Genomic DNA, 24,860 nt, shown 5'->3' with positions numbered 1-24,860 from the left:
TTTGCACGGAAAAGCCCAGTACAGAAAGAACAGGACCATTCTCCGCAATTCCAGGTTTTGATTATTGACTGTGGGCAAGACCGTAAAACAGCAATTGGTCGGTCCACAATTCTATTTGTACACCGTTTGTTTCATAGACACCTGGTTCAATATCCTTTATGTCATCGGTCATCGGCAAAACATACAAGGTGTGAATGATCCGGCTGTTGCGGTGGCTCAACTTCAACTGAGCTGCCCGGTAGCCCTGAATGGTGCAATACTTGCCGCCTATGAGGATGAAGTCCTGGATCAGCTCGTCACGGCGCGGCCGGATGGGAAAGTCCAATTTGCTAAGCGCGGCTTGTACAACGGCGTACTGATCTGATTTTGCCACCAGAGCACCGTGCTGCAAGTGGTTGTGTCTGATTTCGGTAACCACCTGATGGGTAAGACTGCTGTCCGTGCTCATGTGCAACCACAACCCAATTCCGATTGTCAGCAATACGACTGCGGCCAGCGGGATAAGATAAGAAACACGGTGGCGGGTTCTGCCTGTCTCATGCATGGAGACCTGTATTGCCGTGATCCTGTGCGAAGCAAGGCGCTTGCTTCGATAGTAGTTCTTGAGTTCTTGCTCCAAGTTCTTCATGATGCTCAGTCAGGTGCGTCTAGGGCAGCCAATTTTTTCCTACTTCTATGTATGAGACTCAGGACGGTTCCCCGCGGTCTACCCGTGAGAGTGGCAATCTCATTAGCGGAGTAACCCTCGACGATATGTAGAAACAGGGCTTCCCGCTCAATGTCCCGCAGCTTGGCGAGCATCTGCTCTATCGCAACCTTCGTTTCTTCTCTAGTGGTCTTTCCTGAAGCCGAGAAGGGTTCGTGTTCGCTGGTGAGCGTGACGAACCGGACGCGTTGACGTCTGCGGTATTGGTCGATGTATAGATTTCGAATAATTGTAAAGAAAAGAGCTTTCGTCGTCACCGTTCCATACCGCTGATGTAATTTTAGCCAAGCAGTCTGCACCAGATCTTCAGCATCGTGATGGTGATGCGTGAGTGCGTAGGCATACTGAAATCCGCTCTGTAACAGTTCTTCCGCACTGGGTGATAGTAATTCTGGCATGGCTTCGCGCGGCTAGGCACGACCCCAGCCGCCTCTGCCGCTTCCTAGTTTCTGTGCCCGGTTCAGTCTTCCAGATGATACTTCCGTTTGACGTCCCCGACCTTGTGTACGATGCCTTGTAAAGCTCTGAACCTGCCGTCTTTCTCGATCACCATAAAATCGAGGTCAAAATAAGTACCGTCACGGTCGTAGAAATCTGCGCAACTGATGTAGTAATCGGCCTTTTTCACGATTCCGTCATGTAACTTTGCGAGTTTCAGTTTGAGGACATCATCTGTGATTGTATCATACAGGATGTAATGCCCGTTCACAGTGTTCTGGCCAATGTGTTCCTGCATCGCTGCTTGGATCGCGCGGCGCTTCTCCCCTTTAATGTTCGGGTCGTTGGCGGCAAGGGTGGTCAGGGGGAAAGCCAGTAAGACCAGTATTATCATGATGCTTTTCATGTTGTATACCTCCTTTAACATGAGTGGTTACTTATTAGAGACGAACGGGATAGTCTTCTGATTGCGCCAAGGGGTTAACGAAATTTTTTTGTCAGGACTGTTGCATTTGTGAAAAGTGTTTCTATAATCTATGTAAAATTTTTTCAGGGGGGACCAGATGACCAATAGAAGGAATGAGAAAAAAGTAAGAGATCTTGTTGAAATGATGCAGGACCCTGACGGTTCCGGTTACATCGGAAGCGACTGCGATGCCATGGAGCTTTATGAGCAGGAGCTTGAGGAGATGGAGGGAACCGACAGTCTTTACGACGGGGAACTTGATTTTAACTGAGCTTCCTGCTCAAGCCCCCGCATTTTCCTTATATGCACAAGCAGTACCGATATAGCGGCGGGCGTTACACCTGAAACGCGGCTTGCCTGCCCTACCGATTCAGGTTTTACTCTAGATAGTTTCTGAACGATTTCATTTGAAAGTCCCGGGATGCTTCCGTATTCGAATTTCTCCGGGATTTTCATGCTCTCGAACTTCTGCAGTTTCCCGACTTCTTCTTTCTGCCTTTTTATGTAGCCTTCGTATTTTACTTCCATCTCTATCTGCGCTCCGAGTTTCGGGGAGATATCCGGGTTTGCGGCGGAGTCGATAAAGCCCAGCATTTCGTAAGTAAAGCCGGGCCTTCTCAGTATCTCTTTTAGGCTCTGGGGCTTTCTGATTCTCTGGGAACCGAGATTCTCAAGAATCCTGTTTGTCTTCTCGTTTGGAAACACCTTTTCGTTCTCAAGCCTTTCAAGTTCGTTTTCAAGTCTGGTTTTCCTTGTGCGAAACTCCTCCATCCGCTCGTCACTCAGAAGTCCTATGGCGTGTCCCAGCTCTCCGAGCCTCAGGTCGGCGTTGTCCTCCCTCAATATGAGCCTGTACTCTGCCCTCGATGTAAACATCCTGTAGGGCTCGTCGACTCCTTTTGTGACTAGGTCGTCAATCAGGATTCCTATGTAGGCTTCTGAGCGCCCGAGTACGAAAGGATCTTTTCCTTTCACCCGAAGCGCTGTGTTTATCCCCGCTATGAGTCCTTGGCTTGCCGCCTCCTCGTAGCCCGTGGTTCCGTTTACCTGCCCCGCGAAGAATATGTTTGCGAGAAGTTTCGATTCAAGGGACGTCCCGAGCTGCGTGGGATCGAGGAAGTCATATTCGACCGCGTATCCAGGCCTCATTATTTCCACGTTGTGGAGTCCTTCCATGGTTCTTGAAAATTCATACTGAACTTCGATGGGAAGGCTGGTCGAAATTCCGTTGGGATAGATCTCATAAGTGTTTCTTCCCTCCGGTTCAAGAAATATCTGGTGGCGGTTACGGTCGGGAAACTTGACCACCTTGTCCTCTATCGAAGGGCAGTATCTTGGACCTATTCCCTTTATGAGGCCAGAGTAGAGAGGGGATTTGTCCATGTTTTCGTTTATCACGCGGTGAGTTTCCTCGTTCGTGTAGGTTATGTAGCATGGCATCTGCTGCGTCGTGATTTTTCCGGGGGAAAAGGAAAAAGGCACCGGATCCACATCCCCGTCTTGCCTCTCGAGCTTGTCCCAGTCGATAGTTCTTCCGTCAAAGCGCGGAGGGGTTCCGGTTTTAAGCCGTCCCGTCGTGAAGCCCAGGTCCGCAAAGGAATTCGATATGGCTCCCGCGGCGGCTTCCCCCGCGCGTCCTGAAGAGATCCGGGTAAGTCCTATGTGTATAAGTCCCCCGGGAAACGTTCCCGGGGTAACCACGACGGTATCCGAGAAGAACCTCTCCCCTAGAGCGGTTTTAACCCCTGCTACTTTTTTTCCGTCAACCAAAAACTCCTCGACCATCGCCTGTTTTATCTCTATGTTGGGTTCGCCCTCAAGAGCCTTTTTCATGTAGGTCCTGTAGCTTTGGCGGTCGGCCTGTATCCTGGTCGCCTGGACCGCAGCTCCCTTTCGGGTGTTAAGCCTTCTGAACTGTATGGCCGCGGTGTCGGCGGCTTTTCCCATCTCGCCTCCAAGTGCGTCTATTTCCTTCACCAGATGACCTTTTCCGACTCCTCCTATCGAAGGGTTACACGACATGAGCCCGATGGTATCTATATTTGCCGTGAGAACCAATGTGGTACAGCCCATCCTGGCCGCGGCGAGCGCAGCCTCGCAGCCTGCGTGACCAGCTCCAATTACTATTACTTCGTATTTTTTTGAACCTAAAAGAGACATTTTTCTAACTCACCCAAGGAGTTTTTCCCTGCCAAGTATAACCGTCAGAATCCGACGGATAAACGGGGAAAAACCTTAGAACTGTTCCAAGCGCCGTTCAGGACTTTGACCTGAAGATTACTGTTTACCGCAGAACTGCGTGAAGATGTCTTCAATTTTTTCTCCGCATTCTGTTCTTGAGAAAAGCTTGTATGTAGACAGGTGCGGAAGTCTCAGGAGTTTGACCTCGGTGTTACTGCCGAACTCAAAGATATCGGCAGTGTAGTTGGTGGTGTCGCTCCAGCCGGTTGGCAGCTTGCACGATCTGCTTTCAGGCAAGTTGTAAGCGATTTCGATTATTTTTCTTAAGCGTTTAGCTGCTTTTTTCTCAATGCATACAAACAGCTCCGGCTGAACGGTTTTCAGTATTCTTAGCCATATCTTCTCTCCGAAATCAAAAGCTTCTTTTCCGTGCTCCAGATCATCTAGGCTTGGAGACCTGAAAGGTATGAAATAGCCAGACAAAGTGGATTCAATCAGTTTGCGCGTACTTCCCAGATAATTTGTCTTTTCGCGGATTTTGCCAAACATTGCCTGAACCTGCTTTTGTAAGGGACTTTCTCCCGGATTTCGGTCCTTCCAACTTTCGTCTAAGTAGGGATTACCGTTTTCACAACTGGCCGATGGATGATCGTCTCGTATTCTACTCCCGCCTGGATTCAATGTAATAAGGGCTATCTTAGGGTTGCTTTTCAAGACGGTTTTGGAGCAAGTTAAAAATCTCCAGCCAAGTTGGTAGCCATGCTCTACATAGAAATTCTCTATCTGATCTACAGTATCTTGGAAAATATGATTTGCCACTGTGCTCAGAAACTATACATAGCCATGTTATATATCAACAAAAATAACCACACTTTGACTAAGGAGAAGAGTTGGAGTTTTAGATATTTGTTATTTTTTTTAATCCACACTAATTCCGATTTTTCTATGTTAAGATTGACCGAACTCCATACAATTGTTAGAATTTCGTGAAATGATATCTTCCGAGTTTCTGGAATTTGTATCCTCGGTAAAAAGCAGATTAGGTTCTTACCCGAGTGAAGAGTCCGTTAGTGTGCAGATTGTTCTGCCGGTTCTTGGACATCTAGGTTGGGATATACACAGCCCAGATTATGTTTGTCCGCAGTATCCGCTTGATAGACGCAAGGTTGATTACGGTCTCAAAATTTCTAAAGGTAACAGGGAAGGTCTGCGATGCATAATTGAAGTCAAAGCCGAAGGAAACCTGGATGCCGACCACCAACTTTTTCAATATGCATTCCTCGCAGGTGCTCCACTGGCTGTTCTTACTGATGGAAGACATTGGAGGTTCTATCTTCCAATGGTCCCAGGGAAATTTGAGGAAAGACTTGTCCGTACTCTGGATTTTGGGAAGCATTCGCACGAAGAAATAGTTAATGGACTGGTCCGTTATTTATCCTTTCAGAATACACGCTCAGGAAAAGCCAAAGAGAATGCAGAGCGTGACCATAATCAAAGAATTAAAAGTATTGAGACTAGAAAAAACATTTCCATGGCTTGGGAAAATCTACTGGACGGTTCTTCCGACGAACTTGTTACTCTGCTTATTGAAGAAACATCGCGGATTTCTTCTGGATACGCTCCAGCAAGGTCGGATGTAGAAGAGTTTCTTAGAAGCATCCAAAATGTTGAAAGAAGCCTGAAGGTTCATTCTGAAATAAAACCAAAAATACCTAAAGACCAAAAACGTTTTCAAAGAAGAGCGACTGGAAGAAAGCCTTCTTTTCTTCTTTTAGGTGAGGAGTATCTAGGTCAGGATACTATAGCTTCTGCGTTTACAAAAATCATAGAAATCCTTGCTGAGAGAGATAAGAATTTTCTTACCCTACTAGCTCCAGAAGTTGAAGGCAGGAAAAACAAACAGCTCTCCCGAAATCTTGCAGACCTAGGAGACTATGATGTTGCCCAGAAAACAGCTAGGCGTCTTCCCGGAGGCTGGTGGTTAAAAACCCATTCATCAACTGATAGGAAAGTTCGCATACTACGAAAAGCCTGCAAAATAGCAGGAATTCCTTTCGGGAAATCCAGTGGGCTTAAACTTGAGTTTTGACTTGAATTAGCAGGTAAGTCTTATAATCAAAGATTCTAAAGCTTGTTTTCATCCCCCCATTTCCGTTGAATTTACCGTCGGCGGTATTATTATACTTTTTATAAGAGGAAGCCGCTGTTTTTCTTGGGGCTTGGAAAATATTTTGGAGGCATTCGTAAAAAATGAACACTCTTAAAAGTCTTTTTCTGCTTGCTTTTCTCTCCGCCATTCTGGTTTGGGTGGGAGGTATGATCGGGGGCAAAAACGGCGCCTTGGTGGCGCTTGTCCTCGCGGGAGTTATGAATTTCGCAAGCTACTGGTGGAGCGACAAGATCGTTCTCAGAATGTACAAGGCAAGTGAAGTTGGAAGGGACGACGCTCCTCAGCTTTATTCCGATGTGGAGGAACTTGCTCAGATAGCCGGGCTTCCGATGCCCCGGGTCTACGTAATCCCTGAACAGGCTCCAAACGCCTTTGCCACGGGAAGGGACCCGCACCACTCAGCCGTCGCAGTCACTCAGGGAATCACGCGGCTCTTGAACCGAAACGAGCTTAAAGGTGTAATTGCTCACGAGCTTGCGCATATAAAGAACAGAGACATACTGATCGGTTCCGTGGCGGCGACGATCGCGGGAGCCATCAGCTACCTTGCCTACATGGCGCAGTTTGCGGCCATTTTTGGAGGAGGCGGTGGCAGAAGAGGCGGCGGGGGAATGCTGGGACTTTTGGCCATGGCAATTATCGCCCCTATGGCGGCCATGATCGTGAGAATGGCTATATCGAGAACAAGGGAGTTCGGAGCGGATAAGACCGGGGCGGAGATATGCGGGAACCCCCTTTATCTCGCCGACGCGCTTAGAAAGCTGCAGGCGGGAGCGTCAAGAATTCCCCTTCAGGTAAGCGAGCAGGCGGCTGAGAGCACGGCGCACATGATGATAGTTAGCCCGATGATCGGGGGAGGTTTCGCGAAGCTTTTCAGCACGCATCCTCCGACCGAAGAGAGAGTCGCTAGGCTGGAAGCCATGGTCGGCGGCACTTCTCTCTAGCTTGAAAGAAAGAATTCTTCAAAAGGAGCACATGAAAGCACGACCGCTCATCGGCATAACAACCGACCTAGAGGACAAATCCAACCTTATAGAATCTGCCTACTCAAAGGCAGTTGAGTTCTATGGCGGCGCCCCGGTTCTGATTCCCACAGTTGCAGAAGCTTCGGGCTCGGATTTCCTGTTAAATATAGTCCGTGCTATTGACGGGCTTCTGGTACCGGGCTCAAGGGACATGGACCCGAAATTCTACGGCGAATCCCCGCATCCTGCCATAAATTCTATGAACCCCGAGAGGACGGAAACGGAATTCAGCGTCCTTCGCCTTGCCCTTGAGAGAGATATGCCAGTTCTGGGGATATGCGGGGGCATGCAGTTTATAAACGTTTTCCACGGGGGTTCGATCCATCAGGACATAAAAGCGCTTTTGCCCGATGCGCTTTGTCACGAGGGGGGCAAGGTTCACGGCGTCACGGTTCTTGCGGATACGATCTTCGGCGGTTTGACGGAAGAAAAGGAATTCGAAATAAAAAGCTACCATCACCAGGCTATAAACAGATTAGGAGAGGGTCTTCGGGTAAATGCTTCGGCCGCGGACGGAATAGTGGAAGGATTCGAGTCCGCAGACGGCCGCCTCATGGGTTTTCAGTGGCATCCCGAGCTTGAGCAGACCCGCCTCTCAGAGCTGATTTTCACCCGGTTTCTCTCAGAAGCTGCTCAGACGGCGGACGGTTCCTCGAGTATCGGGTAATTTTATCTCCGTATTCTTACCTCCGCTGGGAGCCTCTGGATTGAAGTTCATAAGCATTATCGGTGCGAGAGAGCACAATCTCAAAAACATAGACGTCAAGATACCTAGGCGGAGCTTTACCGTAGTTACGGGAGTTAGCGGTTCGGGAAAGTCTTCTCTGGTTTTTGACATACTTTTTGCGGAGGCGCAGAGAAGGTTCATGGAGTCTCTTTCCTCCTACGCAAGGCAGTTTGTCGAGAAGCTTGACAAGCCGGACGTCGATTTTGTCGAGGGTCTTTCCCCGTCTGTTTCGGTTGACCAGAAGACCTTTCACAGAAATCCTCGCTCAACCGTTGGGACGATTACCGAGATATATGATTACATGCGCGTGCTTTTCTCCGTAGTTGGAGAGCCGCACTGCTATGAGTGTGGCGAGGAAATATCCTCCCAGACCCCATCGAGCATGATCGAGAGGATTTGTGAAGAGGCGGGCAAAAACCCCTTGAACGTGTATTCACCGGTAGTTCAGGGAAGGAAGGGAATATACAGAAAAGAGCTTGAGGACATGAGAAGGGAGGGTTTCGTAAGGGTAAGAATTGACGGAGAAACCTACGACCTCGAAGACGACATAGAGCTCTCCCGAAACAAAAAGCACACAATCGAACTTCTGGTGGACAGTATAGTGCTGCGCAACGAGAGTTCAAGGAAAAGGCTCTCAGACGCAGTCTCCTTGGCGCTTAAAAGGTCGGGCGGGCTTTTGAAATGCGAGATCGAAGGTGGAAAGACTCTTACTTTCAGCGAGCATTTTTCCTGTCCCCGCTGCGCGATAAACTACCCGGAGATATCCCCGAGGCTTTTTTCCTTTAACAGTCCCTACGGGGCATGCGTGAACTGTCAGGGACTCGGGTTCGAAACGTTCTTCGACCCCGAACTTATAGTGGAAGACCCCGGGAAACCGCTTTCCAAGGGAGCTATAAAACCGTTTGAGGATTCAAAATACATCGCGCGGATACTTAAGGGACTCTCCGAACATTACGGGTTCGCACTCGACGTGCCGTTTTCCCGGCTTTCTGAATCGCACAAGAAAAAGATATTGTACGGCTCAGGGGCGGAGAGGATAAGTTTCAGGAAGGCGAGAAGGGGAAGACTGAGGGAGTACACTGCGACTTTCCCGGGGATTGTCGGCATGCTGACGGAATGGTACTCGGAAACCCAGTCAGAGGAACTCCGGGAGAAGCTATCAAAGTACATGAGAACGGTTCCGTGCAGAATGTGCGACGGAGCCAGGCTCAACAAGATCGCTCTTTCTGTGCTTTTCAGGGGGAAGACCATATCGGACCTTGCGGGGATGGCGGTCTGCGATCTCGTTTCTTACTTCGGGTCGCTTAAGCTCTCGGACAGGGAAGGGACGATTGCCGGAGAAGTGGTAAAGGAAATATCTTCCCGACTCGATTTTCTGGGCGATATAGGGCTTGGCTACGTGAGTCTGGAGCGTACGGCTCCGACTCTTTCAGGAGGAGAGGCTCAGAGGGTGAGGCTCGCGACTCAGGTGGGCTCGAAGCTTACGGGAATAACGTACGTGCTTGACGAACCCTCCATAGGACTTCACCCGAAAGACAACAGAAAACTGGTGGAAACGCTTAAAAACATACGGGACATGGGCAACACTGTTATTGTTGTTGAGCATGACGAGGAAACCATAAAGAGTGCGGATTTCGTGCTTGATGTTGGCCCCGGAGCTGGCGAGCTTGGAGGGGAGGTTGTCTGCTCTGGAAGCGTCGGAAAAATCTCCCGTTGTGCCGGTTCGGTTACCGGAAAATATCTTTCGGGGAAAAAAAAGATCCCGGTCCCCGGCTCAAGGCGGTCTTCAGACATCCGGGTCGGAGTGCGGGGAGCTTTCGGGAACAATCTGAGAAAACTCGATGTCGATTTCCCCCTTGGAACGTTTATATGCGTGACGGGAGTTTCTGGTTCTGGGAAAAGCACCCTTGTTGTCGACACTCTTTACAACGGTCTCTCAAGGAAGCTTAACAGGAGCAGAAACCGCGTTGCTCCCCACGGAAAAATTACCGGCGTTGAAAATCTTGACAAGGTCATAAAGGTCGATCAGAGCCCGATAGGGAGAACCCCGAGATCAAATCCTGCAACTTACACCGGTGTGCTTACCGAGATAAGAAAAATCTTCTCTATGCTTCCCGAGGCCAAGGTAATGGGATACGGCCCGGGCCGTTTCAGCTTTAACCTCTCGCAGGGAAGCTGTGCCGGGTGCGGAGGGAGCGGAACCGTGAGAATCGAAATGCATTTTCTTCCCGATGTTTACGTCATGTGCGAAGTGTGCGGAGGGAGAAGATATAATGACGAGACTCTGGCGATCAAGTACAAGGGCAAGAGCATTTCGGATGTTCTTGAGATGACGATAAAAGAGGCGGCGGAATTTTTCGAGAACATACCGAAGATTTCAGGGAAACTTAGGGTACTAAACGACGTGGGTCTCGGCTACGTGAGGCTTGGCCAACGGGTGACGACTCTTTCCGGAGGGGAGGCACAGCGCATAAAGCTCGCAAGGGAGCTTGGGAAAAGAACCTCTGGAAAAACCCTCTACGTGCTTGATGAACCCTCGGTCGGGCTTCATTTCGATGACATACAGAAGCTCGTTTCGGTAATACACAGGCTCGTGGATCTCGGAAATACCGTAGTTGTAATAGAACATAATCTGGACATCATAAAGTGCGCAGACCACGTGATCGATCTTGGGCCTGGGGGCGGAGAGGATGGAGGAGAACTTGTGGCTTCCGGTACCCCTGAGCAGATATGCGGGGTTGGCGATTCGCACACGGCTTTTTATCTTAGAGGAGTTTTGGAAAATGGGTTTGCGGGGAGCTAAGAATTGGAAATAGTGCAGTCGATAGTCCTCGGCCTCATACAGGGAATAACCGAGTTTCTTCCCGTAAGCAGCACCGCTCACCTGTTTCTGATTCCGTGGCTTTTTTCTTGGCAGGATCAGGGTTTGCCTTTCACGGTTGCTCTTCACGTAGGGAGCCTCTTCGCGATTCTTTACTGTTTCAGGGAAGAACTTGTGCTCATCATACGGGATTTCTTCTGCGGCTTGAGATCTTTTTCATTCGAGGGGCGTCAGGATGGGAGAACGGGGGTCTATCTAATAGTTGCCACGCTGCCCGCGGTTGCGACCGGGTTTTTGTTTGAGCGCTACGCCTCCGGCGTGCTTCGCGACCCGGTTCCAGTTGCCGCCTTTCTTCTGGGTTTCGGGGCGCTTCTTTACATTTCCGACAGAAAGACTACGGCGAGCAAAACTCTTCGGGACATGAACCTTGTCGATGCGCTTTTTTTCGGCGTGGCGCAGGCCTTTGCGATTCTGCCTGGGGCTTCGAGAGCGGGCGTTACGATTACGGGAGGGCTTTTTAGAAACTACAGAAGAGAAGAAGCCGCCCGGTTTTCATTTCTCCTGGCCATACCTGTCATAGTGGCGGCCGGGGTTTTCGAGGTCAGGCATCTGGGATATGCGGAGATGTTCCGATGGTCTTTTGCTCTCGGGGTAGCGACTTCTTTTCTCTCGGCGCTTTTCGCCATCCGGTTTTTGCTGGGTTACGTGAGGACAAGATCATTTACCCTTTTTGTCGTTTACAGAGCGGTTCTCTCAGTTGTGATAATTGCGGTGTATTTATGGGCATAGACTGTCCTGTCAGCTAGCATCTCTTTTTTGGAGACGGTTTTTTCTCACTGACTGCAGGACCGCCTCGTGGATGGCACCATTTGTTGCCAAGATTCCTTTATTCCCATGGAGCTTCCTGCCGACGGAGAAATCGAGCGATTTTCCGGAAGAGTCCGTAACCGTTCCTCCGGCTTCCTTGACGATTATGTACCCAGCTGCGTGGTCCCATATGTTTTCCTTGTAGTTTTTGTGCGGAGAGGGACGGAAGTAAATGGAAGTGTCTCCCCGGGCTAGAACTGCGTATTTGCACTGGCTGTCCATTCTTACGGGCTTTGCGCTTATATTGAGGGACTGGGCGATTTTCCCCGAGAATTCATAGGATGAATCCGGGGCCTCGACAGATTCGCACATGACGGCGTCCGAGGCTTTTTTAATTCCGGATACCGAAATGCGTGTCTCGGGACTTCCTGAAAGCCCCACTTGGTAGGAGCCCTGCCCCTTCTCGGCGAAAAATACGAACCCCTTTTCTCCGCCCGCGCCGTTGGTTGCATTCGGTCCCAGCTCGGGGCATCCCAAGATCCCCAGAACGACTTCTCCGTCCTCAACCAGCGCGAGCGCGATTGCGTACTGGCGTTTCGCGAGAAAACCCCTTGTTCCGTCAATCGGGTCAAGCGTCCAGAATCTTCCATTTCCCCCGGCCCCGTGATTTCCTCTGTTGATCATGCGCAATATTTCTTCCGGGGTTCTTCCGGGGAGAAATTTCCCTAGATGGTTTCTTAGTTCTTTTCCGCAACCGCCCTCAAGACAAAGCGAGGTTTCCTCAGCCACTATGGGAATCTCGGGAAAAGCGGTCGCGAGTTCCTCATTTATCAATGCCTGCACGAAAAAATCCGCGAGGGTAACCGGGGAGCCGTCCGTTTTGTAAAGCACTTCGCGGAACTCGGGGTTTTCACCCATTTGCGCGCAGGACTGCGCTGCTTTGGTTACCGCGTCCAGCCCAACCTTTTTTTCCAGTTCAAAGCCCATTTTTATCCGATTCCTTGTCTAGAGCAAAGCTGCGGTAGTTCTTCAGTTTTTCGTTAAGAATGTTGGGCTCTCCGGGGAAATTTCAAAGTCGACCCCGGAGTGGCAAAGCGCTATTCCATCTCCCTTTTTAAGCGTGTATCTGGCTTCCGAGTGGTTAAGGTCCACTTCTATCAGATTACCTAGGATCGTGACGGAGAAATTGAGCCTAAGGATTTCTTCCGGCAGGTTGGGAGAGAATTCGGGGTTTTCCCCCGTATTGGCGAGTCCGGCGAATCCGAACACAAACATCATCCAGGTTCCTCCCATGGAAGCTATGTGGCAGCCGTCGACGGTGTTTCGTCCCATGTCTCCAAGATCCATGAAAACCGCGTTTTCAGCGTATTCCATCGCTTTGTCCATGCGTCCGGCCTTGGCGGCCACTGTGCCCTGTATGCAGGCCGAAAGCGAGGAGTCTCCCGTGGTCAGGGGGTCGTAGTAATCGAAATTGCGTCTTTGCTCCTCCCGCGAGAATTCTTTTTCCAGAAGGAACATCGCGAGTACAAGGTCCGACTGCTTTACCACCCTGTGACGATAGATTACTAACGGATGATAGTGGAGCAGTATTGGGTATTTGTCCTCCGGGACGTTTTCAAAATCCCATTTTTCCTTCTCGAGAAAGTAGTTGTCCTGGGGATGTATTCCGAGTTTTTTGTCATAAGGTATGTACATGTGACGGGCGGCCTTTTTCCAGCCATTGATTTCCGAGATGCGGAAGTCGGTTTTGTGGGCGAGGCTTTTGAACAGTTCTGGTTCGGTTTCCTTGAGTCTTTCAACCGTGGCGGCGGCCAGTCTTAAGTTCTCGCGTGCCATGAGATTGGTGTAGGTATTGTTATTCACCACGGTGTTGTATTCATCCGGCCCCGTGACTCCGTGTATTTCGAATTTTTCCCCTTCCGAGTTGGAGTAGAATCCAAGGTCGCTCCAGAGCCTAGCCGTTTCGATCAGGATTTCCGCTCCGTACTTGAAGATAAAATCCTGATCTCCTGTAACGTTTACGTATTTTCTAAGCGCGTAGACTATGTCGGCGTTTATGTGGTACTGCGCGGTTCCCGCGGCATAGTAGGCGGACGCCTCCTCCCCGTTTATTGTCCTCCAGGGAAACATAGCTCCCTTCTGGTTAAGCCTTTTTGCGTATTCCCTCGCCTTGTCAAGCATGCTGTAACGGAACTTGAGCAGGTTTTCGGCTATAGTAGGCGAGGTGTAGATGAGAAAAGGCATCAAATATATTTCCATGTCCCAGAAGTAATGGCCGTCATAACCCACTCCGGTCAGCCCCTTGGACGGCACGCCGGCTCCTTCAACCCTTGCCGACGACTGGTACATCTGGAAAAGGCCGAATCTTATCGCTTGCTGGAAGGATACGGTCTGCTCGTCACTGTCCATCTCCACGCGCACGTCGCTTCTTTCCCAGAACTCGTCGAGGTATTTGCGCTGTCCCTCAAGCAGGTCCGAAAATCCGAATTTCTTGGCTCTTTTAAGGCTTCTCCTAGCCCTCTCCCGAAGCTCCTCGTTTGTGTGTGGCGCGGTTCTGGTGGTGTGGTAGGTCATGTACTTGGTAAGGCTTATAGGTTCTCCCTTGCGGGCATCAACCATGAAAACTACTTTTCCGCGGTCATCCGTCGCCCTGCTCGTGTAGGAAAAATTGCAGTTTGTCTCAAGCGTGTGCTCGATTCCCGAAGTGATAGTCATCTTGCTGTTTCGGGTCGAATGGCAGAGAATCACGCTCGTGTCCTGCGCGTCGCTAAGGCTTGGCTCCAAGACTCGATGCTCAAGCCTGCTCGCTCTTCGCGGATCTCCTCCATTACCATGGGTTCGCCGCTCTTCATCCCCTTCCGCGTAGTTTTCGTGATCAACGATTTCCGAAGATATGACCACAGGAGCCCTGTCGTTAAGAACCGTTACTTCGTAAGATATGGCTGCCAGATGGCGGTGTTCCAGGGAAACCAGCCTTTTCGACCTTATCGATATCTGTTTGCCCGAGAACATTTCCCATACGAGGTTTCTTTCAACCACGCCGTTTCTCATATCGAGGAACCGCTCGAAGTGAACAAGAGTAGCAGTCGGCAGGTAAAAGGGCTCGTCGTCCACGTAAAGCTTGATTATCCTTGAGTCCGGGACATTCACTATGGTCTGTCCCATCTTCGTGAACCCAAAGGCTTCCTCTCCGTATATGATAGGCCATGTTTCGTAAAAACCGTTGACTATGGTGAAGTTCTGATAACTGGGCTTTCCTTCCTCAAAAGCCCCGCGCATTCCTATGTAACCGTTTGATGTGCAGAAGATGGTTTCCGTAAGTCCTATCAGTTCGGGGTAAAACTGATTTTCGCTTATCCTCCAAGGGTCCGGGGAGTATATGTGAGGGGCTGAATATATCCCTTTTCTCTCTCTCTTTATCATCTCAGTTTCTCTGGTTTGCTATTCTGCAAACTCTAGTTCTCCCAAGTCGCTGACGACCACGTCCGCTCCGTTTGAAAGCAGCTCATCCTCGTTTTGCTTTCTCGCGACGCCGATTACGAGTCCGAAGCCCCCGCTTGCTCCCGCCGCAACCCCGGCCGTGGCGTCTTCGATAACGATACTCTTTTTAGGCTTGCTTCCAAGTGCCGATGCCGCTTCAATGAAAGTATCCGGCTCGGGTTTTCCCCGAAGATTTTTTTCGACCGCCGTGACCCCGTCGACCGTGACCTCGAAGAGATTCTCTATTCCTGAGGCTGCCATCACAGCCCGACAGTTTCTGCTTGAGGATACGACCGCCAGACGGAATCCGGTTTCCTTAAGACGGCGCGCAAGCACGACGGACGTTTCGTAGACACCGGGGGGCTCTTTTTCGAGGGTTTCCCCAAACAACTGATTTTTCCTGTTTCCGAGTCCGAAAACAGACTCTTCACCCGGCGGGGAATCGCTGCTACCCTCAGGGAGTTCTATTCCTCGCGAGAGTAGAAAGCTGCGCACGCCCTCGTAGCGGGGCTTGCCGTCAACATGCTCGAGGTAGTCGTCCGTTTCGTTGAAGGGAACGAAGTTCTCCCCGCTCTTGCTTGCGTGGGAGCGGAGAAACTCGTCAAACGTTTTTTTCCAGCAGGCGCAGTGAATCTTTTCGGTCGTGGTAATCACTCCGTCAAGGTCAAAAAGAACTGCGTCGTAGATGTTTTTTGAAAAGATGGCTTCCCCGTTTGGAATTCTCACTTTGGTTGTGCTTGTTTCCATATCAGCTTTTGCGGTCAGGGATTTCGGCAGGGCCGTTTTCGCCGTGGTAATTATACAGCATATTCCCGTGGAAAAACCATACGAAGCCAAGTCAGTTTTTTTCGTATCTTCCTGCGCCATTTTTTTGAAATCGAATTCTTTTTATGATAGTTTGATAGTCTCTTTCGAGTTTGGCCCCATCGTCTAGGGGTTTAGGACGCAGCCCTCTCAAGGCTGAAACACGGGTTCGAATCCCGTTGGGGCTACCAATTCCCTTTTTTGGCGATTTTCTCCATTTTCTCCCTGCCTTATCTCTGGGACAGCGAAAAAAGTCACCTGAAAATTGACGCAACTACCCATGATGTTTTAAACTAACTTTGAAGTGGCAGGTGCTTGACGCCTGCATTAATACACACAAAGGAGGAGTAAAATGAAACTTGAGGGTAAATCCGCGATAATCACCGGTGGCAGTCTGGGAATAGGACAGGTCACGGCGCTTCTTTTTGCAAATGAGGGCGCAAATGTTCTTATAACCGGCAGAACTGAAAGCACTCTTGTGGAGGCTGCGGAGTTGGCCAAGGATTCTCCCGGCAGCATAGAGTATCTCGTAAGCGACGTGTCGAAGGAAGAGGACTGCAAAGAAGCTGTGGAGCACGCCATAAAGCTTTTCGGCAAAATTGACATACTGTTTAATAACGCAGGGGTGCTTCCCCTCTCAATTACTCACGAGACATCTATTGAGGATTGGGACCAGGTATTTGCCATTAACGTAAGGGGAACCTTCATGATGTCCAAGTTCTCGATTCCACACATGATTGAGCAGGGTGGAGGCACAATAATCAACAATTCCTCCATACTGGGAATTAAAGCCATACCAGGTACCGCTGCATATAATTCCACCAAAGGAGCAGTGTCGCAGCTCACAAGAAGCATGGCCCTTGAGTACGGGGCAAACGGCATCAGAGTAAACGCCATAAATCCCGGCACCACCCTGACTCCGATGGTACAGGCTTTTCTTGACAATTCGCCCCCGGAGCTTGATGCATATCTTAAAGGACTTCAGCCTATAACCGGGCATCTGGGCCGTTTTGCGACCCCGGAGGAAATGGCACACGCGGTGCTTTTCCTCTGCGACAGTGAAAACGTGGCGTATATGACTGGAGCAGAACTCTCCGTCGACGGCGGCTGGATAGCTAACTAAGAAACCGTTTTCGTTTCTGGCGCTATCAGTCGGTATCGGTGTCTGTAAGGGTTATGTCCGCAAGTGGTCCGTACGTGGCCGAGAGAGTTTCCCTTATAAAGGATTCTGGGTCATCTGTTTCGGCTTCAACGAGGATTTCTCCGCGGCTCTCAAGAGAGCCCCGGAAGTCCCCGGCGGCAGGGTTTTTATTTCCTTCGCATGTCGAACTGTTAAGGATAAAGAGAATCTCCGTTTTTTCCCCGCTTCTCACTTCGCAGTCTATCGACACTATCCCATCCGGGATTTCTATGTCGGCTACGTACCTTGAGGTTTGCTCCTGCATTTTCGGTAAACTCAGCCTGTTGAGAACTCAAGGGAGTGGGGAAAGGGGAACTTGGTGGATTCTTCCTTCAAGCTGAACTCTTCAAAGGTAGTGGCCCCAAGGTCCCTTAGCTTTGAGATCAGCTCTTCGATTATCACCTCGGGGGTTGACGCCCCGGAGCTTATACCCACGGTCATACCGCGCTTAAGCGTTCCCATGCCATCCAGTCCGTCTGTGTCTTCAATAAGGTAGGCATCCTTGACGCCGCAGGACTTGGCGACTTCAACCAGCCTGTTTGAGTTTGAACTTTCGGGGGATCCAACGATAAAGATGACATCTGATATTTCGGCAAGCTTCTTTACGGCGTCCTGGCGGTTTTGGGTCGCATAGCAGATATCGAGCTTCGAAGGTTTTGCGATTTTCGGAAAACGTTTCTCAAGCGCAGTCACTATCTCCTTGGTATCGTCGACGCTTAGGGTGGTCTGCGTCACGTAGGCTACTTTTTCCGGGTCCGGAACATTAACCGAAAGAGCTTCGCTTACCGATTCCACCACTACTACGCTTTCTGGTGCCTCGCCCTTGGTTCCTATTACTTCAACATGATCCCTGTGACCTACGAGTATTATTGTATATTCCCTCTCGGAGTAGTGCCTTACTTCGTTGTGGACCTTGGTCACTAGCGGACAGACGGCATCTACTATCTGGAAGCCTCGTCTTTTGGCTTCGTCGATGACTGCGGGACTTACGCCATGGGCACTGAAGATGACTCGCGCTTCGGGATTTTCGATCTCGTCCAGTTCCTCGACGAAAACAGCACCCTTTTCTCTTAGGGAATCGACGACCCTTTTGTTGTGCACTATGGCGTGGCGGACATAAATCGGGGGTCCGTACATCTCAAGGGCCATTTCGACTATCTCAATTGCCCTCTCCACTCCGGCGCAGAATCCTCTGGGTTTAGCGACTACGACTCGCATTTCACCGTAGATGATAACGCCGCGGCAAAAGAGGGTCAAGCAAAACGGCTTTGGAGCGGAGATGGGGAAAACTAGGTTCTGCCGCAGGCACGGCACGCGTTTGCCGGGTATGCTTTATCCCGCTTGCGGTCTTGTTATCGTCAGAACATCTGACCGGAAAAACACATCGAAGGAATTTCGAGCTATGGCACCTGAGAACAACGGAAAAAACGCCGTGCAGAGTTGTGAGAGGCTTATAGTAGCGCTTGACTTTGACTCAAGGGAAGAAGCCCTTGTCCTTGTTGAGCTTCTTGGCGAAAGGATCGGCACCTACAAGGTCGGGTATCAACTGTTTATGCGAGAGGGGATGAGTTTTGTAAAAGAGCTCGTGGGACTTGGAAAGAAGGTTTTTCTCGATCTTAAAATGGGGGACATAGACCGTACAATTGCGGCGGCGCTTCGGGCGGTGCCCGAGGGTGTTGAGTTCGTTACCATAAATGGCGGGAAGGCCACCGTGGCCGCGGCGAAGGAAGGCCGTGGCGAAAGAGACCGGCCGCTTATTCTTTCGCTTACTTTTCTTTCGAGCCTTAATCAGGATGACTTGAGGGCGCTTATGATGAATGAGAATCTTGAACTTGAGGAGTACGTGCGAGTTTTTACGCGGAGGTCGGTCGAAGCCGGTTGCGACGGGGTCGTGGCTTCTGGGGAATCGATACGGGAAATAAGGCAGGAATTCGGAAGCCGTCTGGTAATAGTCGCTCCGGGAATACGCCCTCAGGGAATGGAAAGAAACGACCACAAAAGGGCTCTAACTCCGACGATGGCTATTGAGTACGGAGCAGATTATCTGGTTGTGGGACGGCCGGTTACTGAGGCGGAAAACAATCTCGAGATTACGGAGAGCCTGATAGAGGAAGTAAATCGTGCCGTTGCAGTGAGAGAGGATTGAACTAAGTACCAATTTTTTATGTAGCAATTTCCATTAAGTCTTCTGCGACTATTATTTCCGTCTCGTTGTTTCCCGAAAGGGTTTTTATTTCTTCCGGCAGGTCCCTTCCGTCCATTGACGGGTAAAGATGCGAGAGCACGATTTTTTTGGGACTGCTTTCCTGAAGAATCTTTGCTATGTCGGAGGGAGTCATGTGAACGGCCATCTTCTCTGAATTTGGAAGTGCGCATTCCGTAACGAATATGTCAGCTTCCTTAGCCGCCTTGCGAAGGCCGGGGAAATAACCCGTGTCTCCGGTATAAACGATTTTCTTTCCGTCCGAGCGCACGACATAACCGATGCTGTTTTCAGTGTGAACGGTTTTGAATGTTTTTATTTCAAGGTCGCCGACTTTCTGTTTCTTTTTTCCTATCTCGTGGATTTCCACGAGTTCAGGCCTTACCCACTCTCTGTAGGGCACCCGTAGCTTTTCGAGAAATTCCGAGAACCCATCCGGCCCCCATATTCCAAGTGTCTTTTCTCTTCTTTTCCCATAGGGGTGCCTCGTGGCGAAAAGAAGGGGGATCAGGTCGGACGTGTGATCGGGGTGAAAATGGGTTATGAAAACATTGTCGATTCCAAGATAGTCGACCCCAATTTTTTCGAGTTTCCATACCGTGCCGTTTCCGCAGTCAAAAAGGGACGTGCCGGTATCGGTGCTCAGAAGATATCCGGAAGAACCTCTTTTTTCATGGGGAACGCATGTTCCCGAACCCAAAACCGTAAGTTTCACCATCTGACTTGATATAATCCCGTCTCCGTTCCATAATCTTACTCGCGGAGCCGTTTAGATGGGAAACATTATAACACTGACAACCGATTTCGGGTTAAAGGATCATTATGTGGGAGTGATGAAAGGAGTGATGCTTTCCGTAAACGAAAATGCCCGTCCGGTCGATATAACCCACTGCATTGATTCTCACGACATCCGCGCCGCGTCTTTTGTGATCGGCAATTCATACCGGTATTTTCCGGCAAAAACCGTGCATCTGGTAGTTGTTGATCCTGGGGTCGGAAGCGAACGAAGACCCGTTGCGGTTTTGGCTGACGGTCATTTCTTCGTGGGACCGGATAACGGTGTATTCAGCTCGGTCATTCGTTCCTGCGAAGATTTCCGTGCCCGCGAGATAAAAAACCTTGATTATTGTCTAAAAGAGATAAGCTCCACTTTTCACGGAAGGGACATATTCGCCCCGGTAGCGGCACATCTCTCGCTCGGGGTTCCGTTCTCGGAAATCGGACCCCAGATAAAGGATCCCGAAATTCTTCCCCGCGACGGATACTCGGTAACCGGAAATGAGATTCGCGGAACCGTTGTTTACACCGACAAGTTCGGGAACCTTGTGACCAGCATACCGACTGAGGCCGTTGGCAACGGGGCCGGGGCCTCGGTGACCGTCGGAGGGAAACGGATCGCCGGAATTTCAGAGTCCTATTCTTCGGCGGAGACTGGGGAGATTCTCGCCGTCGGAGGAAGCGGCGGATATATCGAGATATCGGTTAACCAGGGCCGAGCGTGTGATGTTTTCGGCGAAGAGCCGCCGGAAGTCATTATCGTTGAGGAGAAGAACTGAGAGGAATTATGGAACCCCCCGAGGAAAAGAACATAACGGAAATACCCCTGGAGTTTGCGGGACAAAGAGCGGATGTGTTTCTCTCGGGTTTCCTGACGGATCTTAGCCGCTCAAGCATCAAAAAGCATATAGAGCGGGGAAACATACTTATTGACCGCAAAACGTTTAAGCCTTCTAAGATCATAAGTGGCGGAGAGAGCTTGAGCGTCAACATTCCGCCTCCCGAACCCTGTGGCGTCGAGGGAGAGGAAATCGATATTGAGGTTCTCCATGAGGATCGCGACATGATCGTGGTCAACAAACCCGCCGGCATGGTGGTTCATCCCGGGGCGGGAGTTACGGGTGGTACGCTTGTGAACGCCCTTGTTCATATGTGCGAGGACCTTTCGGGAATAGGAGGCGAGATGCGTCCGGGGATAGTGCACCGCCTTGACAAGGAGACTTCGGGGATCATGGTCGTTGCGAAAAACGATCGTGCGCACAAGAGTCTTTCCGAGCAGTTCAAAAGCAGGGAAACGGAAAAAGAGTACGCGGCCGTTGTTTCGGGGGAGATGAAGAAAAGTTCAGGTGTTTTTAGTTCCCCGATAGGAAGAAGTCCCTCGAACAGGATAAAAATGAGCTCTTCTTCCAAGGCCGCAAGAGATGCAGAGACCCGCTGGGAAGTGGTTGAGAGGCTGCGCGGAGCGACGCTTGTGAGCGTTTGGCCGAAGACCGGAAGAACCCACCAGATAAGGGTTCATTTTTCCGAGAACGGGTTCCCGGTGCTTGCCGATAAGGTTTACGGAGGCAAAAAAAGCCGTCCGCGAAACTCCGGGACCGTAGGGAGCTTAATAAAAAGACAGGCCCTTCACGCAAAAAGCCTCGGATTTACCCACCCAGCCACGGGAAAACGGATTGAGTTCTCGGCCGAAATTCCAGAAGATATGATTTCCGTGATCGATTTTTTGAGGAGACAGGGCGGATGAGGGTTTTCCATTCGTCTATGCTTGAGAAATATAACGGCGTGATTCACGGGTTCGTGCATGATCCGGGAGGACCGGATATTCCGAAGATTGCTTCTGCTCACGGGCTTGAAAGCATCCTTACCGTCAACCAGGTTCATGGGAACTCCGTTTTTTTCGCCGACTGCGGCGCTGGTGAGGAGCTTGTTGAAGCTGACTCTATCGTTACGCGCCAAAAGGGGGTTGGGATCGGGATTCTCACGGCCGACTGTCTTCCGATTCTTCTTTGCTTTCCCGATTCAAGATGCGTCTGCGCCGTCCATGCGGGGTGGCGCGGAACTTTCTCGCGCGTGGTTAAAAATTGTCTTGGCGCCGTTTGTGAAAAGTATTCTTTGAGACCGCAGGACTCTTTGGCCGTGATAGGTCCGGCCATAGGAAAATGCTGCTACGAGGTTCGGGACGACGTGGCGTCACAGTTTGTCTCAAGGTTCGGCGGCGGGGATTGGCTTTTCGAAAAAGGGGACGGGAAATTCCTTCTTGATCTTGCGGAACTTAACAGAATCGAGCTTCGCAACGCTGGGGTCTCAGAAATCGAGACGATGGACATGTGCACTTGCTGTCAGGATCTTCCTTCGTACAGAAGAGACGGTTCCGGTACGGACAAGATGATCAGCTTTGTCGGGATTTCTCCTTAGTAGAGTTCTTCTTTTTCTTTCAGCGTTAGTTCGGTATCCTCCAAAAATCCTACACGCCGAGACGGAACACGGTACCTTTGGGGGATTAGGTTAGCTTTGGTTCTTCGTCTCCCGATACAGAGTTTCTGCACGAAGTTTTAATCCCACGCCTACATCGCTGAAACCGCGACGCATATAACCGCCGAAGAGCAGCGAGACGATTGATGAAAATACACCGCTTAACAGGTCGACATTATGGTAGCTGCAACTGGTATCACTTATAGGTTCCAGATGCTGCTCTCGCACCACAAACAAAAACCAGGAAGCTCCGAATTTTCTGCTCCAAGCAATAAGGCGTGGTTTTTCAAATGCACATAGAGTTTCAGTTATTCTGAATTTTGTGGGTCCCATTCTTACCAGTAGACGAACGGGCGACCCAATTTTAAAATCGGCTCTGGCTTGAGATGTGAATGGATTCCACTCACCATATTTTTCAACGTCAGTAAGGACCTCCCAAACGAAGTCAATGGGTGCGTTGATCTGAATGCGGTCGGTACGTACGGTAGAACTATTAATGCCCATCTCTGCTGCCCTTAACTAGGGTTTTAATCCATGCATCTGAGTTGTCCCATAGAATTTTCGACACATCTTGGTCTTTTGTATCGTCGGATGATTCCGCTATTTCGCAGCGTTTGTAATAGTTTCCACCTTGAAGCGGGTATTTGCTAGCGCACATCACGGAAGTTTGTGCGCCCGATATCGGGCTTAACAGGACAAAAGATGCGAGCGCGGAACAGATTTGGTTTAGAAGATACCCGGTTTTTCCTTCAAATTCCTCAATCCGCGTAAGATTAGTCTTAACAGACCCGGGGTGTACCGCTGCCGATTGGAGGTTGTACTTTTTGGCAAATCGTCTCTGGATCTCGAAGGTAAAGTGAATTAGCGCTAATTTTGACAGCCCGTAAGCGTCCCAGGAGTGGTATTCTCCGTCATCGTTAAACATGCTCTTGTTTTTCACCCTGTCGTGCAGGTGGGAAGTCAAGTTTATGATTCGCGCGTCTCCGCTTTCCAGACCACTTTGCTTAAGAATTGGAAGCAATAAACTCGTCAGATGAAAGGTTCCAAGGAAATTGGTTCGCCAATGAATTTCAAAACCGTCTTTTGTCATGGGCGGCTTTTTCCTGGGATTAAGAATATTCTTGTGAATCCCTGCGTTGTTGATAAGTACGTGCAGTCGGTCGCTGTAATTTTTTCGGTACCACGTCGTGAAATTGTTGACACTGTCAACATCGCACAGGTCTAACGCATGGGCTGTAATCTTCTTTTCGTCAGCGCCAATGATTCGCAAATCTTTTTTCAAAGAGCTTTCCATCAATTCAATGTCGGGAGTACTGGTGACAACAACCGTAGCTCCCCAGCTTGCAAGAATCTTGGCCGTTTCGTAACCAATTGAATTAGGAGCGCCACCCGTAACAATGACGTTCCGACTCGACATGTCGACTTCTTCCGCCATTGGCTTACTCGTAAACAACTGCAAGATATGGGTTACGGATTTTGAGAACGTGTTAGGCATGTGGGAACAGCGTTATGTATAGGGTGTGGTCTCGTACAACTCTTTATATAACACAAATGCGCGTCCGGTACTTACGTGGCCTGCTGCTGTGCCGGTTATGGGGTTCACTCTCGGGAACTGGCGACTAATGGCTCACTTGCTTCCCACAACTTGGTTCCGTTTTCCTCATCCAGTGCCGTAGGAGACACTGATTTTCGCTGCATTAAATGTAAGTAGATGCCTGTGTCGGTACCGGCCTCTTCCGCACAGCATAAGTAAATTACCGGCCCAATAGCTTCTTCCGGAGATTGGAAAAAATATCTCAGCAACGGGTTAACTATGGGCTTCAGAATCGACGGTGTTTCTCGTGAAATGTTCGTAGCGACGCCTCCAGGACACATTGAGTGAACTGCAACTTCGGTTTTGCCGCCTGTGTTCAGACGGCGTGAGAGTTCAGTCGCAAACATACACAGAACGAGTTTACTGATGCCGTAATACTTGAAGCCATCCCTGGGCTCATAGTCGGTAAATTCCCCGAGGCGGTCGAAATCGATCGTATAAGAGGAGCGATGAGCCTCAGATGAAACGAAGATAATTCGCGGTGTCTTTCCAGCTTGGCTGGATGGACAGATCACGCCGTCTTGCAGCCACCGGTCAATCATGACGCGATTCGCCAGGAAATGAACCGCGAACATTGTTTCGTATCCTTGCGGTGTTTTGGTTGCCTTTTGGAGCGCCAGGCCTGCGTTGAAAACCGCAATATCAATCTTGATGTTGCAGTTGCTCAGATTATCACAAAGACGGTGTACCGACCGAAGGTCCGAGAGGTCTACTTCCATCATTTCTACGTTTTGAGACCCGGACAGCGTCTTTATTTCGTCGCATGTTTCCGTATGACCGGGCCGACAAGCTAAAATCATGTTTGCGCCACGGCGAGCAAGCTCAATGGCGGTGGCTTTACCCAGCCCGCTGTTCGCTCCGGTTATTAGACAAGTTTTGCCATCGATACGTACGTGCCTTGGAACGGGATTTACTTCCGATACCTTGGGTTGCTTCAAATCTCGAATTGCGATGATTATAGCGTCTATGAAAGAACCATCCCCCATTTGGTTTGTTTTTCGCTTCATGG

24 protein-coding genes and 1 tRNA gene are annotated in these 24,860 nt (G+C 50.1%); 11 read left to right on the top strand and 14 right to left on the bottom strand.

Annotated elements, in window-relative coordinates; genetic code table 11:
- Positions 1–61 precede the first annotated feature (61 nt).
- The 5 genes from F4X55_06765 to F4X55_06745 form a co-directional block, all read right to left on the bottom strand.
- Positions 62–628 (bottom strand): hypothetical protein, encoded by a 567-nt coding sequence (locus F4X55_06765; GenBank protein MYC40688.1) that lies wholly within the window; start codon positions 626–628, stop codon positions 62–64.
- Between the two features lie 5 nt (positions 629–633).
- The gene (locus F4X55_06760) at positions 634–1,104 is read right to left on the bottom strand and encodes an RNA polymerase sigma factor (GenBank protein MYC40687.1); all 471 of its coding nucleotides are present in this window, start codon (positions 1,102–1,104) and stop codon (positions 634–636) included.
- Positions 1,105–1,166: 62 nt separating this feature from the next.
- Positions 1,167–1,571, bottom strand: a complete 405-nt coding sequence (locus tag F4X55_06755; GenBank protein ID MYC40686.1) for a hypothetical protein — start codon at positions 1,569–1,571, stop codon at positions 1,167–1,169.
- A 282-nt stretch (positions 1,572–1,853) separates the two neighbouring features.
- Positions 1,854–3,770 (bottom strand): tRNA uridine-5-carboxymethylaminomethyl(34) synthesis enzyme MnmG, encoded by a 1,917-nt coding sequence (mnmG, locus tag F4X55_06750; GenBank protein MYC40685.1) that lies wholly within the window; start codon positions 3,768–3,770, stop codon positions 1,854–1,856.
- Positions 3,771–3,887: 117 nt separating this feature from the next.
- Positions 3,888–4,340: a hypothetical protein gene (locus F4X55_06745; GenBank protein ID MYC40684.1), complete on the bottom strand. Its 453-nt coding sequence runs from the start codon at positions 4,338–4,340 to the stop codon at positions 3,888–3,890.
- A 442-nt stretch (positions 4,341–4,782) separates the two neighbouring features.
- Here F4X55_06745 and F4X55_06740 point away from each other — a divergent pair, with 442 nt between their 5' ends.
- The 5 genes from F4X55_06740 (at position 4,783) to F4X55_06720 (ending at position 11,323) form a co-directional block, all read left to right on the top strand.
- On the top strand, positions 4,783–5,880 hold the full coding sequence (locus F4X55_06740) for a hypothetical protein (protein MYC40683.1): 1,098 nt from the start codon (positions 4,783–4,785) through the stop codon (positions 5,878–5,880).
- A gap of 161 nt (positions 5,881–6,041) precedes the next feature.
- Positions 6,042–6,905 carry a zinc metalloprotease HtpX gene (htpX, locus tag F4X55_06735; GenBank protein ID MYC40682.1) on the top strand — a complete coding sequence of 288 codons (864 nt, stop codon included), beginning with the start codon at positions 6,042–6,044 and terminating at the stop codon, positions 6,903–6,905.
- A gap of 1 nt (position 6,906) precedes the next feature.
- A complete protein-coding gene (locus F4X55_06730; GenBank protein ID MYC40681.1) occupies positions 6,907–7,653 on the top strand; it encodes a gamma-glutamyl-gamma-aminobutyrate hydrolase family protein in 747 nt (248 codons plus the stop codon).
- 40 nt (positions 7,654–7,693) lie between these two features.
- A complete protein-coding gene (gene uvrA / locus F4X55_06725) occupies positions 7,694–10,516 on the top strand; it encodes an excinuclease ABC subunit UvrA (protein MYC40680.1) in 2,823 nt (940 codons plus the stop codon).
- 3 nt (positions 10,517–10,519) lie between these two features.
- Positions 10,520–11,323: an undecaprenyl-diphosphate phosphatase gene (locus tag F4X55_06720; GenBank protein MYC40679.1), complete on the top strand. Its 804-nt coding sequence runs from the start codon at positions 10,520–10,522 to the stop codon at positions 11,321–11,323.
- A 9-nt stretch (positions 11,324–11,332) separates the two neighbouring features.
- On the opposite strand, the gene F4X55_06715 is transcribed toward F4X55_06720, so the two are convergent.
- The 3 genes from F4X55_06715 to F4X55_06705 are packed head-to-tail and all read right to left on the bottom strand — an operon-like array spanning position 11,333 to position 15,568.
- Positions 11,333–12,328 (bottom strand): 3'(2'),5'-bisphosphate nucleotidase, encoded by a 996-nt coding sequence (locus tag F4X55_06715; GenBank protein MYC40678.1) that lies wholly within the window; start codon positions 12,326–12,328, stop codon positions 11,333–11,335.
- 42 nt (positions 12,329–12,370) lie between these two features.
- The gene (locus F4X55_06710; GenBank protein ID MYC40677.1) at positions 12,371–14,764 is read right to left on the bottom strand and encodes a glycoside hydrolase family 65 protein; all 2,394 of its coding nucleotides are present in this window, start codon (positions 14,762–14,764) and stop codon (positions 12,371–12,373) included.
- A gap of 18 nt (positions 14,765–14,782) precedes the next feature.
- Entirely contained in the window at positions 14,783–15,568 is a 786-nt protein-coding gene (locus F4X55_06705; protein ID MYC40676.1) for an HAD-IA family hydrolase, read from the bottom strand.
- A 172-nt stretch (positions 15,569–15,740) separates the two neighbouring features.
- On the opposite strand from F4X55_06705, the gene F4X55_06700 reads away from it, so the two are divergent.
- Together F4X55_06700 and F4X55_06695 are read left to right on the top strand one after the other, a co-directional pair.
- Positions 15,741–15,816 (top strand) — tRNA-Glu (locus tag F4X55_06700).
- Positions 15,817–15,977: 161 nt separating this feature from the next.
- Complete coding sequence (locus tag F4X55_06695) at positions 15,978–16,748, top strand: SDR family oxidoreductase (protein MYC40675.1); 771 nt, start codon at positions 15,978–15,980, stop codon at positions 16,746–16,748.
- 25 nt (positions 16,749–16,773) lie between these two features.
- On the opposite strand, the gene F4X55_06690 is transcribed toward F4X55_06695, so the two are convergent.
- Together F4X55_06690 and ispH are read right to left on the bottom strand one after the other, a co-directional pair.
- Entirely contained in the window at positions 16,774–17,070 is a 297-nt protein-coding gene (locus F4X55_06690) for a hypothetical protein (GenBank protein MYC40674.1), read from the bottom strand.
- An 11-nt stretch (positions 17,071–17,081) separates the two neighbouring features.
- Positions 17,082–18,023 carry a 4-hydroxy-3-methylbut-2-enyl diphosphate reductase gene (gene ispH / locus F4X55_06685; protein ID MYC40673.1) on the bottom strand — a complete coding sequence of 314 codons (942 nt, stop codon included), beginning with the start codon at positions 18,021–18,023 and terminating at the stop codon, positions 17,082–17,084.
- Between the two features lie 10 nt (positions 18,024–18,033).
- Between ispH and pyrF the strand changes: the two genes are divergently transcribed.
- Entirely contained in the window at positions 18,034–18,951 is a 918-nt protein-coding gene (gene pyrF / locus F4X55_06680) for an orotidine-5'-phosphate decarboxylase (protein ID MYC40672.1), read from the top strand.
- Between the two features lie 16 nt (positions 18,952–18,967).
- Here pyrF and F4X55_06675 read toward each other — a convergent pair whose 3' ends face one another.
- On the bottom strand, positions 18,968–19,726 hold the full coding sequence (locus tag F4X55_06675) for an MBL fold metallo-hydrolase (GenBank protein ID MYC40671.1): 759 nt from the start codon (positions 19,724–19,726) through the stop codon (positions 18,968–18,970).
- A gap of 55 nt (positions 19,727–19,781) precedes the next feature.
- On the opposite strand from F4X55_06675, the gene F4X55_06670 reads away from it, so the two are divergent.
- From F4X55_06670 to pgeF, 3 genes are read left to right on the top strand one after another with little or no spacing between them, the layout of a single operon-like run.
- Positions 19,782–20,564: an SAM-dependent chlorinase/fluorinase gene (locus tag F4X55_06670; GenBank protein ID MYC40670.1), complete on the top strand. Its 783-nt coding sequence runs from the start codon at positions 19,782–19,784 to the stop codon at positions 20,562–20,564.
- 8 nt (positions 20,565–20,572) lie between these two features.
- The gene (locus tag F4X55_06665) at positions 20,573–21,529 is read left to right on the top strand and encodes an RluA family pseudouridine synthase (protein MYC40669.1); all 957 of its coding nucleotides are present in this window, start codon (positions 20,573–20,575) and stop codon (positions 21,527–21,529) included.
- A complete protein-coding gene (gene pgeF, locus F4X55_06660; protein ID MYC40668.1) occupies positions 21,526–22,200 on the top strand; it encodes a peptidoglycan editing factor PgeF in 675 nt (224 codons plus the stop codon). Before F4X55_06665 ends, pgeF begins: the two co-directional genes overlap by 4 nt.
- Before the next feature lie 90 nt (positions 22,201–22,290).
- On the opposite strand, the gene F4X55_06655 is transcribed toward pgeF, so the two are convergent.
- The 3 genes from F4X55_06655 to F4X55_06645 form a co-directional block, all read right to left on the bottom strand.
- Positions 22,291–22,761 (bottom strand): SRPBCC domain-containing protein, encoded by a 471-nt coding sequence (locus tag F4X55_06655; GenBank protein MYC40667.1) that lies wholly within the window; start codon positions 22,759–22,761, stop codon positions 22,291–22,293.
- A complete protein-coding gene (locus F4X55_06650; GenBank protein ID MYC40666.1) occupies positions 22,751–23,752 on the bottom strand; it encodes an SDR family NAD(P)-dependent oxidoreductase in 1,002 nt (333 codons plus the stop codon). Before F4X55_06650 ends, F4X55_06655 begins: the two co-directional genes overlap by 11 nt.
- A 104-nt stretch (positions 23,753–23,856) precedes the next feature.
- Positions 23,857–24,858 carry an SDR family NAD(P)-dependent oxidoreductase gene (locus F4X55_06645; protein ID MYC40665.1) on the bottom strand — a complete coding sequence of 334 codons (1,002 nt, stop codon included), beginning with the start codon at positions 24,856–24,858 and terminating at the stop codon, positions 23,857–23,859.
- Between the last annotated feature and the right edge of the window lie 2 nt (positions 24,859–24,860).

It is taken from the genome of Candidatus Dadabacteria bacterium (assembly GCA_009840385.1).
GTDB classification, from domain to species: Bacteria; Desulfobacterota_D; UBA1144; order Nemesobacterales; family Nemesobacteraceae; genus Nemesobacter; species Nemesobacter australis.
Note: the sequence above shows the minus strand (reverse complement) of the source record. Positions and strands in the feature narration are given on the sequence as shown.